This window comes from Sphingomonas sp. (assembly GCF_017304635.1).
Classification (GTDB): Bacteria; Pseudomonadota; Alphaproteobacteria; order Sphingomonadales; family Sphingomonadaceae; genus Sphingomonas.
The window spans coordinates 58,684-73,407 of record NZ_JAFKMA010000006.1; the positions used below are offsets into that span (position 1 = coordinate 58,684).

13 protein-coding genes are annotated in these 14,724 nt (G+C 70.7%); 8 read left to right on the top strand and 5 right to left on the bottom strand.

The features are described 5' to 3' along the window. Positions 1-17 precede the first annotated feature (17 nt). Positions 18-1,181, top strand: coding sequence for a radical SAM family heme chaperone HemW (hemW, locus tag J0I47_RS15230; RefSeq protein ID WP_294047789.1), 1,164 nt, complete (start codon positions 18-20; stop codon positions 1,179-1,181). 38 nt (positions 1,182-1,219) lie between these two features. Here the strand turns inward: hemW and J0I47_RS15235 are convergent, their stop codons facing one another. Then, positions 1,220-2,413: a penicillin-binding protein activator gene (locus J0I47_RS15235; RefSeq protein ID WP_294047790.1), complete on the bottom strand. Its 1,194-nt coding sequence runs from the start codon at positions 2,411-2,413 to the stop codon at positions 1,220-1,222. A gap of 12 nt (positions 2,414-2,425) precedes the next feature. Between J0I47_RS15235 and rsmI the strand changes: the two genes are divergently transcribed. Continuing rightward, positions 2,426-3,265 carry a 16S rRNA (cytidine(1402)-2'-O)-methyltransferase gene (gene rsmI / locus J0I47_RS15240; protein WP_294047791.1) on the top strand — a complete coding sequence of 280 codons (840 nt, stop codon included), beginning with the start codon at positions 2,426-2,428 and terminating at the stop codon, positions 3,263-3,265. A gap of 4 nt (positions 3,266-3,269) precedes the next feature. On the opposite strand, the gene J0I47_RS15245 is transcribed toward rsmI, so the two are convergent. After that, the gene (locus J0I47_RS15245; RefSeq protein WP_294047792.1) at positions 3,270-3,557 is read right to left on the bottom strand and encodes a hypothetical protein; all 288 of its coding nucleotides are present in this window, start codon (positions 3,555-3,557) and stop codon (positions 3,270-3,272) included. A 125-nt stretch (positions 3,558-3,682) separates the two neighbouring features. Here J0I47_RS15245 and J0I47_RS15250 point away from each other — a divergent pair, with 125 nt between their 5' ends. From J0I47_RS15250 to J0I47_RS15260, 3 genes are all read left to right on the top strand, one after another. Next, a complete protein-coding gene (locus tag J0I47_RS15250) occupies positions 3,683-4,054 on the top strand; it encodes a YraN family protein (RefSeq protein WP_294047867.1) in 372 nt (123 codons plus the stop codon). A 202-nt stretch (positions 4,055-4,256) separates the two neighbouring features. After that, positions 4,257-5,213, top strand: coding sequence for a glutathione synthase (gene gshB, locus J0I47_RS15255; RefSeq protein WP_294047793.1), 957 nt, complete (start codon positions 4,257-4,259; stop codon positions 5,211-5,213). 21 nt (positions 5,214-5,234) lie between these two features. Next, on the top strand, positions 5,235-5,834 hold the full coding sequence (locus J0I47_RS15260) for a DedA family protein (protein WP_294047794.1): 600 nt from the start codon (positions 5,235-5,237) through the stop codon (positions 5,832-5,834). Positions 5,835-5,976: 142 nt separating this feature from the next. On the opposite strand, the gene J0I47_RS15265 is transcribed toward J0I47_RS15260, so the two are convergent. After that, positions 5,977-6,861, bottom strand: coding sequence for a tyrosine recombinase XerC (locus J0I47_RS15265; protein ID WP_294047795.1), 885 nt, complete (start codon positions 6,859-6,861; stop codon positions 5,977-5,979). Between the two features lie 102 nt (positions 6,862-6,963). On the opposite strand from J0I47_RS15265, the gene J0I47_RS15270 reads away from it, so the two are divergent. The 3 genes from J0I47_RS15270 (at position 6,964) to J0I47_RS15280 (ending at position 12,294) form a co-directional block, all read left to right on the top strand. Next, positions 6,964-8,442, top strand: a complete 1,479-nt coding sequence (locus J0I47_RS15270) for a jacalin-like lectin (protein ID WP_294047796.1) — start codon at positions 6,964-6,966, stop codon at positions 8,440-8,442. Between the two features lie 107 nt (positions 8,443-8,549). After that, the gene (locus tag J0I47_RS15275) at positions 8,550-10,724 is read left to right on the top strand and encodes a primosomal protein N' (protein ID WP_294047797.1); all 2,175 of its coding nucleotides are present in this window, start codon (positions 8,550-8,552) and stop codon (positions 10,722-10,724) included. 40 nt (positions 10,725-10,764) lie between these two features. Continuing rightward, the gene (locus J0I47_RS15280; protein ID WP_294047798.1) at positions 10,765-12,294 is read left to right on the top strand and encodes a serine protease; all 1,530 of its coding nucleotides are present in this window, start codon (positions 10,765-10,767) and stop codon (positions 12,292-12,294) included. 254 nt (positions 12,295-12,548) lie between these two features. On the opposite strand, the gene J0I47_RS15285 is transcribed toward J0I47_RS15280, so the two are convergent. Both J0I47_RS15285 and ada read right to left on the bottom strand, forming a co-directional pair. Then, on the bottom strand, positions 12,549-13,415 hold the full coding sequence (locus J0I47_RS15285; protein ID WP_294047799.1) for a CPBP family intramembrane glutamic endopeptidase: 867 nt from the start codon (positions 13,413-13,415) through the stop codon (positions 12,549-12,551). Positions 13,416-13,655: 240 nt separating this feature from the next. Continuing rightward, on the bottom strand, positions 13,656-14,693 hold the full coding sequence (gene ada, locus J0I47_RS15290; protein ID WP_294047800.1) for a bifunctional DNA-binding transcriptional regulator/O6-methylguanine-DNA methyltransferase Ada: 1,038 nt from the start codon (positions 14,691-14,693) through the stop codon (positions 13,656-13,658). Between the last annotated feature and the right edge of the window lie 31 nt (positions 14,694-14,724).

Consider the following 14,724-nt stretch of genomic DNA (forward strand, 5'->3'; position numbering starts at 1 on the left):
GGCATAAGCCGCGCACGATGAACGAAAGCCAAACGCCGCTGGCGCTGTACGTCCACTGGCCGTTCTGCGTGTCGAAATGTCCGTATTGCGATTTCAACAGCCATGTCCGCGCGTCGGTCGATCAGGCGGCGTGGGCGACGGCGCTGCTGGCCGATCTGGCGCACGAGGCGCGCGAACTGCCGGGGCGGACGCTGGGCTCGATCTTCTTCGGCGGCGGCACGCCGTCGCTGATGCCGCCGGCGACCGTCGCGGCGGTGCTCGACGCGGCCGAGCGCGCCTGGGGCTTCGCGCCCGATGTCGAGATCACGCTGGAGGCGAACCCGTCGTCGGTCGAGGCGGCGCGGTTCGCCGATCTGGCGGCGGCCGGGGTCAATCGCGTGAGTTTGGGGTTGCAGGCACTGGACGACGACGCGCTACGCTTCCTCGGTCGCGCGCATGACGTGGCGGAGGGGCTCGGTGCGCTCGCCGTGGCGCAGCGGGTATTCGACCGCGTGTCGTTCGACCTGATCTACGCGCGGCCCGGCCAGAGCCTCGCCGACTGGCATGCCGAGCTGACCCGCGCGCTCGCGCTCGGCACCGAGCATCTATCGCTCTACCAGCTGACGGTCGAGCCGGGCACGCGGTTCGCGACCGAGGAGCGCGAGCAGCGGCTGACCCTGCCCGACCCCGACCGCGCCGCCGACCTGTTCGAGCTGACGCGCGAGACGACGGCGCGCGCCGGGCTGCCCGCCTACGAAATCTCCAACCACGCGCGCGCCGGGGCGGAGAGCCGGCACAACCTGACCTATTGGCGCTACCGCGACTATGCCGGGATCGGGCCGGGTGCGCATGGCCGGCGCGGTGGGCTGGCGACGCAGCGCCGCAAGAAGCCGGAGAACTGGCTGGCCGCCGTCGCGCGCAACGGCCACGGCATCGAGCTGGAGGAGCGCCTGACCCCCGCCGACCGCGCGACCGAGGCGATGCTGATGGGCCTGCGGCTGGCAGAGGGGATCGACCTGACGCGCGTCGCCGAGCTGGGCGAGCGCCCGATCGCAATGCTGGTGGACGAGGCGGCGGTGGCGCGGCTGGAGCGACAGGGACTGGTGGCGCGCGACGACACCCGCCTGCGCGCGACCGATGCGGGCATGCCGGTGCTCAACGCGGTATTGGCGGAGGTGGTGAGCGTGCGGGAGATGGCCTAGGTGCCGTGCTCCTGCTTTCGCAGGAGCACGGCATCAGGTCAGAACCCGCTCGGCGCCGGGGATACCGTCACCGTCGTCCCGCCGCGCACTTCCTGCACCGCCAGCGCACGTTCGGCGACGCCGTCGCGCGCGAAGCGGAACGCGCCGTCGATGCCGGCGAAACCGTCCTTGTCGCGCAGGCGATCCTCCGGGAACGGCCGCCCGATCCGCCAGTCGCGTGCGATGCGGATCGTCAGCAGCACCGCGTCATAGCCCATGCTCGACAGGCGATACGGCCCGCTGCCGAACCGCGCGCGATACTTGGCGGCGTATTGGCGGTAGAGCGTGTTGTCGACACTGGCGAACCACGCGCCGTTGAGCGCCGGCCGCGTCCCGATCGAGGGGTCGTTGTTCCAGAACTCGACGCCGAGCACGCGGGCGCTCGCCTCGCCCGTGCGGCGCATGACGGGGACGATCGCCGCCGCGCCGACCCCGGCATCGGCCACCAGCACCGCCCCGACCGGCCCCGACTTGCCGAGCCGCGCCGCCGCCGCGGCCATCGCGGCGGGCGTATGCTGATAGGTCTGCAACCCGATCACCTTGCCGCCATTGTCCTCGACCGCGCGCAGGAACACGGTCGACGCGCGCTGGCCATAGACGCCGCCCGCGACCAGCCCGCCATAGCTCGTGATCCCCTTGCTGTTGGCGTAATCGACCACGCGCGCGATCGATTGCGCCGGCGAATAGCCCATCAGGTACGCGCCGCTGCCCGCGAGCGTGGCGTCGTTGGAAAAGCTGATGACCGGCACCCCGGCGCGCTTGGCGACCGGTAGCACCGCGCGCACGTCCTCCGCCAGCAACGGGCCCAGGATCAGCCGCGCGCCCTCGTCGATCGCCTTCTGCGCCGCCGCCGCCGGCCCGGTCGCGGTGTCGTAGGTGGTGATGCGCAGCGCCGCATTGCCGGTATCGAGCAGCGCCAGCTGAGTCGCGTTGGCCAGGCTGCGCCCGACCGCGCCGTTGGTGCCGGTCAGCGGCACCAGCAGCGCGATCATGTGATGCTCCTCGTCGGTCGGCAGGCCGGGCATCACCGCGGGCTCGGCCGGCGCGACGACGCGCGGCGGCGGCGCCTGCACGACCGGCGGGCCGGAGCGCGGCACCACGCTCGAACAGGCGGAGACGATCGCCGCCAGCGCGACGAGCAGGATTCGCCCCGCGCCGATGCGCCGTTGCGATGTGATTGCCGCCTCTGCCATGATACTCCCCTGATGATCGATACTTTATCGCCCGGACTCTACATCGTCGCGACCCCGATCGGCAATCTCGGCGACTTGTCCCCGCGGGCCGCGCACATCCTGGGCCACGTCGCCGCGATCGCGGTCGAGGATACCCGCGTTACCGCCGGATTGTTACGCCATATCGGCGCGAAGCGGCCGATGATCGCCTATCACGACCACAATGCCGACCGCGTCCGCCCCGGCTTGGTCGCGCGACTGGGGAACGAGGCGATCGCCCTGGTGTCGGACGCCGGGACGCCGCTGATCTCCGATCCCGGCTACAAGCTGGTGCGCGATGCACGGGCGGCGGGGCATGCGGTGGTGACGATCCCCGGCCCGTGCGCCGCGATCGCCGCGCTGACGCTCGCCGGCCTGCCGACCGATCGCTTCCTGTTCGCCGGGTTCCTGCCGGCCAAGGCGGGCGCGAAGGCCAGCGCGATCGCGGAACTGGCGACGATCCGCACGACCCTGGTGCTGTACGAATCTGGGCCGCGGCTGGCGGCGACGCTGGCGGCGCTGGTCGACGGGCTCGGCGATCGCGAGGCGGCGGTGACGCGCGAGATCACCAAGAAGTTCGAGGAAGCGGTGACCGGCACGCTGTCGGCGCTTGCCGCGCGCTATGCCGAGGCGCCGCCCAAGGGCGAGATCGTGGTGGTGGTGGCGCCACCCGGCGAGGCGGCCCCGGCGAGTGCGGAAGATGCCGACACCGCGCTCGCCGAGGCGCTGACTCGCCTGCCCGCGGCAAAGGCGGCGGGCGAGGTCGCCAGGCGGCTCGGGCTCGACCGCAAGGCGCTCTACACCCGCGCCCTCGCGATGAAGGACGCGGGCTAGGCCGTTACTTGGTGGTGACCGTCGTGCTGTGGTCGCCGTTCGAGCTGACTGCGGTCTCGCGCACGGTCTTGTGCGTCACCGTCTTGTGGCCGACCTTGACACCCAGGATGCGCTTGGGCCGATGCGTCTTGCGCTTGGTCAGGTGCGTGACCTTGGTCGTCCGCGTGGCGACGCCGTTGTCGACGTCGACCTTGCTCTTCACCTCGGTCTTCGCGGTGGTCTGGCCGAGCGCCGGATTGCCGGTCGCGAGCAGCAGGCCGGCCGCGAGCGGCGCGATAGCGATGATCTTCATGAACCTTCCTTCCCAAAGCGGACGGGCGCCGCTGACGGGCGCGCCACCGGTATAAATCGCGGCGGCGGCGATCGATCCCGGTGACGGCGCTTGCACGGCGGCGGACGGCGCGGCAGCGTGCGGCGATGCCCGGCCCCCGCCCGTCCCGAGACCGCCGCGCCGCCGAAGCCGCGGGGCGGCGCGGCGAGCGAATCGCGGGATGGTGGCTGCGGCTCAAGGGCTGGCGCATCCTCAACCGGCGCGTGCGCACGCCGGCCGGCGAGGTCGATCTGGTCGCGCGTCGCGGCAATCTGATCGCGTTCGTCGAGGTGAAGGCGCGCGCGACCGAAGCCGAGCTCGACTGGGCGATCGACGAGCGCCGCCTCGCCCGCGTCGCCGCCGCGGCGGAAGTGCTGATGCCGCGCTATGCCGGGCCGGGCGACGACATCCGCGTCGACGTGATCCTGCTGGCGCCGGGCGCGCGACCTCGCCATATCGAGAACGCCTGGATCGGGTGAGGCGCAGGCGCGACATCGCTCGCGCCGGTGCGCGGCAGCGCCGCGCCTCGCCCGGCCGGCGGACGGCCCTGCCGATCCGGCCGACGACGCGGCTTTGCCGCGGCGCATCGCGATCAGGTGACAGACGGCGCGCGCCACTCTACGTCGCCCCGGCCACCACCCAGCGGCCCCGGCCTCACGCCGGGGCGACGAGGATTGAACAATGCCGCTGACCGTCGCCGTCCAGATGGACCCGCTCGAGAGCATCAACATCGCCGGCGATTCGAGCTTCGCGCTGATGCTGACGGCGCAGGCGCGCGGGCATCGGCTGTTCCACTACACCGCCGACGCGCTCAATTATGCCGACGGCCGCGTCTGGGCGAAGGCGCATCCGGTGACGGTGGAGCGTGTCGCGGGCAAGCATTTCGCGTTCGGCGATCCGGTGAACCTCGATCTGGGCGCCGAGGCCGACGTCGTGCTGATGCGGCAGGACCCGCCGTTCGACCTGGGCTACATCACCGCGACGCACCTGCTCGAGCGGATCGCCGACCGCACGCTGGTGGTGAACGACCCGGCGAGCGTGCGCAACGCGCCCGAAAAGGTGTTCGTGCTCGATTATGCGCGCTTCATGCCGCCGACGCTCGTCACGCGCAGCCTGGAAGAAGCGCGCACGTTCCTGCACCAGCATGGCGAGATCGTCGTCAAGCCGATCCACGGCAATGGCGGCAAGGCGGTGTTCAAGGTCGGCCACGACGGGCTCAACCTGTCGGCGCTGATCGAGGTGTTCAACCAGACCTGGCGCGAGCCGCACATGCTCCAGGCGTTCCTGCCCGGCGTGGCGGAGGGCGACAAGCGCATCGTGCTGGTCGATGGCGAGGTCGCCGGCGCGATCAACCGCGTACCGGGCGAGGGCGAGTTCCGCTCCAACCTGGCGGTCGGCGGATCGGCGGTGAAAACCGAGCTGACGCCCAGGGAGCGCGAGATCTGCACGGCGCTCGGCCCCGAACTCAAGCGGCGCGGGCTGTTGTTCGTCGGCATCGACGTGATCGGCGGCGAGTGGCTGACCGAGATCAACGTCACCTCCCCCACCGGCATCGTCGCGATCGAGCGGCTCGACGGCACCGACGTCGCGGCGATGATCTGGGACGCGATCGAGGCGAAGGTGGCGGCGCGTGGCTGATCGCGGCCGGGCTCGCCCAGCATGACCGACTGGTTCCTGAACAATATCGAGCAATGGGGCTATGGCGCGATCTTCGTCTGGATGGCGCTGGAGAACATCATCCCGCCGATCCCGTCCGAGGTCATCATGGGCTTCGCCGGGATCGCGGTGGCGCACGGCAAGCTCGACTTCACCGGCGTCATGATCGCGGGAACGCTGGGTTCGACGCTGGGCAATTATTTCTGGTACTGGATCGGGCGCAACATCCCGCTCGCCCGGTTGCGGCCGTTCGTCGAGCGCAACGGGCGCTGGCTGACGGTGACCTGGTCCGATGTCGAGCGGATCGACGACTTCTTCTTCCGCCACGGGCAATGGCTGGTGTTTGTGTTGCGCTTCATGCCGTTCGGCCGGTCGATGGTGTCGCTGCCCGCCGGCATCTCGACCATGAAGCGGTGGAAGTTCATCGTCTGGACGCTGGCCGGGACGACGATCTGGAACCTGTTCCTGACCGGTGCCGGCTGGTATCTCGGCGCGAACTTCCGCGAGGCGGAGGCGTGGACCGGTCCGGCCGCGGTCGCGATCTGCGTGGCGATCGCGGTGTGGTATCTGTACCGCGTCGCGACGTGGAAGCCGCGAGGGTAAATTCCCTCTCCCCCTGGGAGAGGGAGGGAGCCGACGAAGTCGGCGGAAGGGTGAGGGTCGACGCGAGACGACTATATCGACCCTCACCCTTCCCACTCGCTACGCGAGCGGGCCCCTTCCCTCTCCCGATGGGAGAGGGAGGCTACGCCCGGGGATGGGCATTCCGATACACGTCGAGCAGATGCGCGGCATCGACCGCGGTGTAGATCTGGGTCGAGCTCAAGCTCGCATGGCCGAGCAGTTCCTGCAACGCGCGCAGGTCCGCCCCCCGCCCCAGCAGGTGCGTCGCGAAACTGTGGCGCAAAGCGTGCGGCGTCGTCCGTTCGGCCAGCCCCAGCCGCGTCCGCGCCGCCTGTACGCGCTTGCGCACCACCCCGGCCGACAGCGGCCCGCCCTTCGCCCCGCGAAACAGCGCCTCGCCGCGCACGACCGGCCAAAGCGAGGCCGCCACATACGCCTCGATCGCGTCGCGCACCGCCGGCAGCAGCGGCACGATCCGCGTCTTGTCGCGCTTGCCGGTGACTGCGATCGTCTCGCCCAGCGGCAGGATCGCGCCGGTCAGGCCGACCGCCTCGCCGATCCGCAGCCCCGCGCCGTACAGCAGCAGCAGCACCGCCCAGTCGCGCGCGGCGATCCACGGCTCGGCGGCATCCTCCGCCACGTCCTCGGCCAGCGCGACCGCATCGGCGGGCGAGACCGGGCGTGGCACGCCCTTCTTGACGCGCGGACCCTTGATCCGTGGCGGCGCGTCTTCGCCACCCGCCCATTTGAGGAAGGTGCGCACCGCCGACAGTTCGCGCGCGGCCGACGCATTGCCGATCCCGGCATGGCGGCGATGCGCGAGATAGGCGCGCAGGTCGATCGCGCTGACGCGGGCCAGCGCGGCGGCATCGACCGCCTCCCCCCAATGCTCGCCCAGGAACGCGACCAGCCGCGCCGCCGTCGCCGCATAGGCCCGCACCGTATGCGCCGACCGCCGCCGGTCGCGCGCCAGATGCTGGGCGAACAGGTGCGGCAGGTCGGTCATGGCCGACGGCGCAAGTCGATGATTTCCATCCGAAATAGAGCCATCCCCGCTTCCCGGCCGTCGCCGCTCCTGCAACCTTGTCCTGATTAGGGGAGAATGACGATGGAAACCATCCGCGACGCTGCACTCGATCGACCGACACCGGCCCTGGCGCTGGGCTACGACACCGTTCTTCGCGCCATCCGATCGACCGCGATCACCGCCGATACCAAGACCGTCGGAGCCGAGACGACGGTCAACATGTCGGTCTGCAAGGGCACGAGCGAGGTGATGAAGGCGTTGTCGATCGATCAATCGGTCTCGATCCTCGGGCTCGGCTCGGTCGACGAGAAGATGGCGTTCGTCCAGAAGCAGAAGACGACCGAGCAAAGCGTGTCGATCGTCGTCCATGCCAGCCACCAGACGGGCACGCAGACGGCGGCCAATCCCACGCTGGATCCGTCGCTGCACGGCCAGGCGACCGGCGATTTCGTCCGCGCCTACGGCGATTCCTACGTCGATTCGATCTCCTGGGGCGGCGAATATTACGCCATGTACACCTTCTACAGCGAGACCGCGGAGGAATCGCGCGACCTGACGCTGTCGCTGAAGGCGAGCGGCATCGTCGACGGCATGCAGGCCTCGGCCAGCATGGACACGAAGATATCGTCCTTCGCGTCGACGACCGCGATCGACTGGTCGTTCGACCAGAAGGTCTCCGGCGCGAACACGGCAATGCCCGGCCGGGAAGGCATCATCGATTTCGCGTTGAAGTTCCCCGCCTTGCCGCTCGATGCGCCGGTCGTGGTCGCCTACACCACCGCCGGTTACGAGCATGTCGCGAAGTTCGACATCGACTTCGCCACGATCGTCGCGAACCGTTCCTGCTTGCTCGATCCGACGACGGGATTGATCGGCGCGCTCGGCAAGGTCACGTCGCTGCAGAATGCGGCCGACCGGTTGCAGGCGATCTATCGCTGTTACGGCTACACGGTCGACACCGCGTTGCAGGGCTTCGAGGACGCGCTGGCGACCGATGTCGCGGCGATCAAGGCATGCGTCGCCGCCTATGCCGGCGATCCGACGGCAAAGGTGGTGCCGCCGCCGCTGCCCTCGCTGAGCCGGGGCACGCCGACGCTCGATTTCGCTTCGCATTTTGCGTGCTGGGGCGGCCCCGGCGGCGATCCGTTCGATTTCGGCGACGTCCGCACCGCCGTGCGCAATCAGCAGCGGCTGGTCTGGCTGCAACTGCACGGTCAGAAATATGTCGACGCGATCCTCCTCCAATATCGCAGCGTCCGCGGCAAAAGCGGTGTCGTCAAGCATGGCGGCGACGGCGGCGTCGCCCAGAACGGCGTCAACCTGGACGACGACGAATATGTCCAGATCATCAACACTCGCGCCGACGTCTATTGCGACAATGTGTGGATGCAGACGACCAGGAACCAGATCACCCAGGTGGGCGACCAGGGCGGCACGGCGGCGGGCTGGACGGTGCCGGCGGACGGTACCGTGGTGCTCGGGTTCCAGGGACGCGCCAGCCGGTTTCTCGATCAGCTCGGCGTGGTGACGATGCGCCTGCAACCGGCGAAGTTCGTATGACCGGCTGACGGCGGCTCCCGCGACCGGCAGCGCGCCGTGGCGGCGGGAAGCGCGATAAATCGCCGACCCGCTTTGCGCCGGTGGCGGGGCTTCGCCATATACCCGCCATGCCCGGCACCCGCGCCCGCGTCCTCGTCATGAACTCGGCCCTCGGCCCGCTCGATTATCGCGTGCCGCAGGGGATGGCGGTCGAGCCGGGGTCGCTGGTCGTCGCCCCGCTCGGTCCCCGGCAATTGCTCGGCGTGGTGTGGGAGCCCGAGCGGATGCCGAGCGATGCGGAGGTCGGCGACAATCGCCTGCGCAACCTGATGGGCGTGATCGACGTGCCGCCGCTGACCGCGCCGATGCGGCGGCTGATCGAGTGGACGGCGGATTATTACCTGGCCCCGCCCGCCGCGGTCGCGCGGATGGCACTGCCGTCGTCCTCGGCGCTGGAGGGCGCGCGCACCGTCACCGAATATCGCGCGACCGGCCACGTGCCGGAGCGGCTGACCACGCAGCGCGAGCAGGCACTGGAGCGGATCGGCGACCGCCAGGGGCTGGTGCGGGAACTGGCGACGATTGCCGACGTCAGCGACGGGGTGATCCGCGGGCTGGTCAAGGCCGGCGCGATCGAGCCGGTCGAGGTCGATATCGACTCGCCCTTCCCGCTGCCCGACCCCGACCATGCCGTGCCGGTGCTGTCGGACGAACAACAGGGCGCGGCCGACGATCTGGTGGCCGACGTCCATGCCCATGCCTTCCGCCCGACCCTGCTCGACGGGGTCACCGGATCGGGCAAGACCGAGGTCTATTTCGAAGCGATCGCCGCCGCGATCCGACAGGGGCGCCAGACGCTGGTCCTGCTGCCCGAGATCGCGCTGACCGAGCCGTTTCTCCAGCGCTTCACCGCGCGGTTCGGCTGCGAGCCGGTGGCGTGGCACTCCGGCCTGCGCTCGTCGCAGCGCCGCCGCGCGTGGCGGGCGATCGCGACCGGGCAGGCCTTGGTGACGGTCGGTGCGCGATCGGCGCTGTTCCTGCCCTATGCGAACCTCGGCCTGATCGTGGTCGACGAAGCGCACGAGACCAGCTTCAAGCAGGAGGAGGGCGTGCACTACCACGCCCGCGACGTCGCGGTGATGCGCGGCAAGTTCGAGGGCGTGCCGGTGGTGCTCGCCTCCGCCACCCCGGCGATCGAGACGCGCCAGCAGGTCGAGATCGGCAATTACGCCGAGGTAAAGCTGCCCGGCCGCTATGGCGCGGCCGAAATGCCGACGATCGACGCGATCGACCTGCTGAAGGAACCGCCCGAGCGCGGTCGCTGGATCGCACCCCGCCTGGTCACCGCGATCGACGAGACGCTGGCGCGCGGGGAGCAGGCTCTGCTGTTCCTCAACCGACGCGGTTACGCCCCGCTGACGCTGTGCCGCGCGTGCGGGCATCGCTTCCAATGCCCCAATTGCACCGCGTGGATGGTCGAGCACCGCCTCGTCCGCCGGCTGTCGTGTCATCATTGCGGCCACGTCATGCCGACCCCGCGCGAATGCCCCGAATGCCATGCCGAGGATTCGCTCGTCGCGTGCGGCCCTGGGGTCGAGCGGATCGCCGACGAAGCCGCCTTGCTCTGGCCCGAGGCGAAGATCGCGATCGTCACCAGCGACACGATCTGGTCCCCCGCCAAGGCCGCCGAGTTCGTCAACCGGATGGAAGCCGGCGAGATCGACATCGTCGTCGGCACGCAACTGGTGACGAAGGGCTATCATTTCCCCAATTTGACCTTGGTCGGGGTGATCGACGCCGATCTCGGGCTGGGTGGCGGTGATCTCCGCGCATCGGAACGGACCTTCCAGCAGATCATGCAGGTCGCCGGACGCGCCGGGCGTGGCGAGAAGCCGGGGCATGTCTACATCCAGACGCACGACCCGTCGGCGCCGGTGATGGCGGCTTTGGTGTCGGGCGATGCCGACGCCTTCACCGCCGCCGAGACGGAAGCGCGGCGCGAGGCCGGGGCCCCGCCGTTCGGCCGCTATGCCGCGATCGTGGTGTCGTCGGAGGACCAGTCGGCCGCGCATGAGATCGCCCAACTCGTCGGCCGCACCGCGCCGCGCGTGGACGGCATGGAGGTGTACGGCCCCGCCCCCGCGCCGCTCGCGATGCTGCGCGGCCGCCACCGCTACCGGCTCCTGGTGCACGCCCGCCGCGCGCTCGACGTCCAGGACGCCATCCGCGACTGGCTCGGTAAGCTCGACTGGCCGGCCAAGGTACGCGTGGTGGTCGATATCGACCCCTACTCCTTCGTCTGACCCCTGTTCGGCGCTCGCGGATTCTGCCATGTCGCGGCGCATGAGGTTCGCACGGCTCCTGATGGCGATGCTGCTGGCGCTGACCGGCGTGATGCTGGCGACCGCCCCCGCCCGCGCCGACGACATCGCCTCGACCGCGCGCAGCGTCGTGCGCGTCGTCACGATCGCGATCGTCGATCAGGAAGTGGTCGGGTTCGGGCACGGGTCGGGCTTCGCGGTCGGGCCGAACCGCATCGTCACCAACGCGCACGTGGTCGAGCTGGCGCAGCAATATCCCGACAATGTCGTGATCGGCGTCGTGCCGTCGGAGGGGTCGAAATCGTACCAGGCGCGCGTCGTCGCGATCGATGCGAAGCGCGACCTGGCGCTGCTCGAGATCACCGGCGCGCGGATTCCGCCGGCGACGCTCTATGCCGGGCCGGTCGACGACAGCCAGGGGCTCGTCTCGCTCGGCTATCCCGGCAATATCGACCGCGCCAGCGCCGCGTCGGCGGCCGATTACATCAAGCCGTTGGCGCCGGTCCGCTCCGAAGGATCGCTGTCGGCGACGCGCGCGGTCGAGGGCGTGCAGGTGCTGCTCCACACCGCCAGCATCTCGCGCGGCAATTCGGGCGGTCCGGTGATCGATCGCTGCGGCCGCGTGCTCGGGGTCAATTCGGCGATCACCCGCGGCGAGGAGGGCGACGCCAACTTCGCCTTCGCCATCGCCGAGAGCGAGGTGGCGGCGTTCCTGACCCAGGCCAAGCAGTCATTCAGCGTCGTCAGCAATCCGTGCGTCAGCGTCGAGCAGCGGATGAGCGCCGACCAGGCCGCCGACCGCGCCGCGCTCGACGCGCAGGCCGCCGCGCACCGCGACGCCGCCGCCAAGGACGCCGCCGCGCGGACTCAGGCGATCGAGGCCGCGCGCGCCGATGCCGAGCGGCGGGCGCAGAACTTCATCGCGATCGCCGCCTTGCTGCTGGTGCTCGGCGCGCTGGGCGTCGGCGCTGGCGGGCTACTCTATGCGAAGGGCAAGCCCCGCGAGGGGATGTGGGCGGCGAGCGGCGGCGGGGTCGCGATGCTGGTCGCAATCATCGTGTTCCTGTTGCGCCCGAGCGACAAGCCGATGCTGCCGCGCGGCTTCGACGTGCCGCAGGCGACGCCGACGCCCGACGCGCTGCGCCCGATCGGCAAGATGGCCTGCACGTTCGACGGCGCGCGCAGCCGCGTGACGGTCTCGACCCCGAAGGACACCGATCTCGACTGGGGGCAGGACGGGTGCATGAACGACCGCGCGCAATATGCCGACGATCACGGCAAGTGGGTCCGCGTGCTGGTGCCCAACGACGAACAGACCGTGTCGGTGCTCGAGCTCGACCCGGCGACGCGGACCTACACCAACTATCGCTATTTCCTGAGCGCGGCGCAGATGGACGCGGCGCGCAAGCTGCGGTCGCAGGTGCCGCTGAAGGCGTGCTCGGCGGACGAACAGGCGCGCGCGGCGCTGGCGACCCAGCAACAGGCGATCCGCGCGACCCTGCCGCCGGCGTATAGCGAGAAGCTGGTCTACGCCTGCGCGGCGGCGAAATAGGGCGTCGCTCCGCTATTTGGTCGATCGCTCGTCACTTTGGACTTGATCCGGGGTCCCGCTTCCTCCTCCGACGTTAGCGAAGAAGCAGCACCCCGGCTCAAAGCCGAGGTCACGATGAAGGATGTGGCGTAGCGGATACCTCCCGGTGCCCACCCCGGCGAAAGCCGGGGCCCAGTTGGGAAAGCTGAAATAAAGGGGCGCAACGCGTCTCGCGAGTATCTCTCGCCTGGACCCCGGCCTTCGCCGGGGTGGAGTCAGGATAGCGGCTCGGTGCGCATGCCACGCCCCACGAAACACCCGCGCCGCCACGCCAGCCACAGCATCGCCGCGCCGAACGCGGTCGCCACGACGATCGCCGGCAGCGACGCCTCGGCGCCGAACGCGCCGCCCGTCACCAGCGGGGACGCATCGCTCGGCGCCGGGACCAGCAACCCGCGCGTCGCATTGCCCGACACCGCGATGCCGTAGATCCCGCCCTGCGCGAAATTCCACGCGGCGTGCACCCCGATCGCCGCCCATAGCCGCCGCGTCAGCATGTAGAGCGCCGCCAGCATCACCCCGGCTTCCAGCGCGATCGCGACCGCCGCCAGCCACGTCGCGCCGGGATTGAGCAAGTGCATTGCCCCGAACAACGCCGCCGACAGCGCCAGCGCCGCGCCGCTCCCCAGCCAGCGTTCGATCAGCCGGAAGAACAGGCCGCGGAACACGATCTCTTCGGGAATCGCCGATACCAGCACCATCCCGATCACCGGCGGGAGGACGCCCATGCCGTTATGCCCGATGACGCGATACCCGCCGAGCGCCCAGATCGCCGCGACCACCGTAGAGAACAGCACCAGCCCGATCGCCAGCCCGGCGCCGAGCTCGATCGCCGCGCCGGCCGGCACCAGCTCGCGCGGGGGGCGACGCTCGACGATGCGGCAGAAGGCGACGTACATCGCGACGAACGCGGCGGCGGCCAGCGCGCCGAGCACGATCCGCCCGACCCCCTCGTGCCACGCTGGCGGCAGGACCCGTGCGACCAGCGACAGCGCCACCAGCGTCACGCCGACGAACGCCATCGCGATGCCGAGCTCGGCCCCGGGGTGACGCGCCCGGCGCTCGATCCTGTCCGCCGCCATCCGCATTCTCCCCTCGCCGCCTGATCTGGGGACGATGTGTGGCGCAGGGCGGCGATCGCCTCAACCCGCCTCCTTCGCCGCCGGGCTCGATCGCGGAAGACCGCCCGGAATTCAGGCCGGCGTCAACTTCCGCGACACGTCGACGTCCCGCGCATCCAACTTCGGCCCGGCAAATCCGGAAAAATCGCGTTTTTTTCAGGTGATGGCTACGATCGGACCACCGCGCCCGCGACACTTTCGTCACCTTTCGCGTTCGCGCGCCTGCAACGCCGCCTTGCGCGCCAGTCCCCAGGCATAGCCGCCCGGGGACCCGTCGCCCCGCTGGACACGGTGGCACGGGATCACCACCGCCACCCGGTTGGCACCGCACGCGCTTCCCGCCGCGCGCACCGCGCCGGGGCTGCCGGCCGCCGCCGCCAGCTCGCCATAGCTCCGCGTCTCGCCCGGCGGGATCGTCCGCAGCACTTGCCACACCGCCTCCTGGAACGCCGTCCCGCGCACGTCGAGCGGCAGGTCCGGGTCGCGCCCCGGCGTCTCGACTTCCGCCACCACCCGCGCCGCCAGCCCCGCCAGCGCCTCGCCACCGGCCACGATCTCCGCCGCCGGGAACTGCCGCGCCAGCGCCAGCGGGTCCTCGTCGAACGCCACCCGGCACAGCCCCTTGTCGGTCGCCGCGATCATCAGCTGGCCCAGGCTAGTGTCGGCGATCGTCCAGCGGATCGTCACCCCCGCGCCGCCCCGCGCCCACGCGCTCGGGCTCATGCCCAGCCGCCGCGCGCCGTCGTCGTAGAACCGGCTCGGCGCGGCATAGCCCGCTTCGTAGATCGCCGCGGTCACGCTGTCCTCCGCGCGCAACGCCTCGCCGACCCGCGCCGCGCGCAGGCCCCGGGCATAGGCCGCCGGCGTCACCCCGGTCGCCCGCTTGAACAGCCGGTGGAAATGATGCGGCGCGTAGCCGACCGCCGCCGCCAGCTCGTCGAGCGGGATCGCCGCCTCGCTCGCCGCGATCCGCGCCACCGCCGCGGCGACGGCGACGCGGTCGCGCGCCACGTCGTCGGGCTTGCACCGCCGGCACGCGCGATATCCTGCCGCCCGCGCCTCGGCCCCGTCGCGGTAGAACGCAACGTTCTCGCGCTTCGGGTGCCGCGCCGGACAGCTCGGCTTGCAATAGATGCCGGTGGTCGCGACGGCGACGACGAAGCGGCCGTCCTGCGCCCGGTCGCGCGCGTCGAACGCGGCCCAGGCGGCATCGGGATCGATAGGAGTGGCGATGGTCATGACGCGGATATAGCGCCGGGCGTCCGCCCCC

What these genes read in the sequence shown, in the direction of transcription:
- hemW (WP_294047789.1), top strand. Translation starts at nt 18, where the DNA reads ATGAACGAAAGCCAAACGCCGCTGGCGCTGTACGTCCACTGGCCGTTC.
- J0I47_RS15235 (WP_294047790.1), bottom strand. Translation starts at nt 2,413, where the DNA reads ATGGCAGAGGCGGCAATCACATCGCAACGGCGCATCGGCGCGGGGCGA.
- rsmI (WP_294047791.1), top strand. Translation starts at nt 2,426, where the DNA reads ATGATCGATACTTTATCGCCCGGACTCTACATCGTCGCGACCCCGATC.
- J0I47_RS15245 (WP_294047792.1), bottom strand. Translation starts at nt 3,557, where the DNA reads ATGAAGATCATCGCTATCGCGCCGCTCGCGGCCGGCCTGCTGCTCGCG.
- J0I47_RS15250 (WP_294047867.1), top strand. Translation starts at nt 3,683, where the DNA reads ATGCCCGGCCCCCGCCCGTCCCGAGACCGCCGCGCCGCCGAAGCCGCG.
- gshB (WP_294047793.1), top strand. Translation starts at nt 4,257, where the DNA reads ATGCCGCTGACCGTCGCCGTCCAGATGGACCCGCTCGAGAGCATCAAC.
- J0I47_RS15260 (WP_294047794.1), top strand. Translation starts at nt 5,235, where the DNA reads ATGACCGACTGGTTCCTGAACAATATCGAGCAATGGGGCTATGGCGCG.
- J0I47_RS15265 (WP_294047795.1), bottom strand. Translation starts at nt 6,861, where the DNA reads ATGACCGACCTGCCGCACCTGTTCGCCCAGCATCTGGCGCGCGACCGG.
- J0I47_RS15270 (WP_294047796.1), top strand. Translation starts at nt 6,964, where the DNA reads ATGGAAACCATCCGCGACGCTGCACTCGATCGACCGACACCGGCCCTG.
- J0I47_RS15275 (WP_294047797.1), top strand. Translation starts at nt 8,550, where the DNA reads ATGCCCGGCACCCGCGCCCGCGTCCTCGTCATGAACTCGGCCCTCGGC.
- J0I47_RS15280 (WP_294047798.1), top strand. Translation starts at nt 10,765, where the DNA reads ATGAGGTTCGCACGGCTCCTGATGGCGATGCTGCTGGCGCTGACCGGC.
- J0I47_RS15285 (WP_294047799.1), bottom strand. Translation starts at nt 13,415, where the DNA reads ATGGCGGCGGACAGGATCGAGCGCCGGGCGCGTCACCCCGGGGCCGAG.
- ada (WP_294047800.1), bottom strand. Translation starts at nt 14,693, where the DNA reads ATGACCATCGCCACTCCTATCGATCCCGATGCCGCCTGGGCCGCGTTC.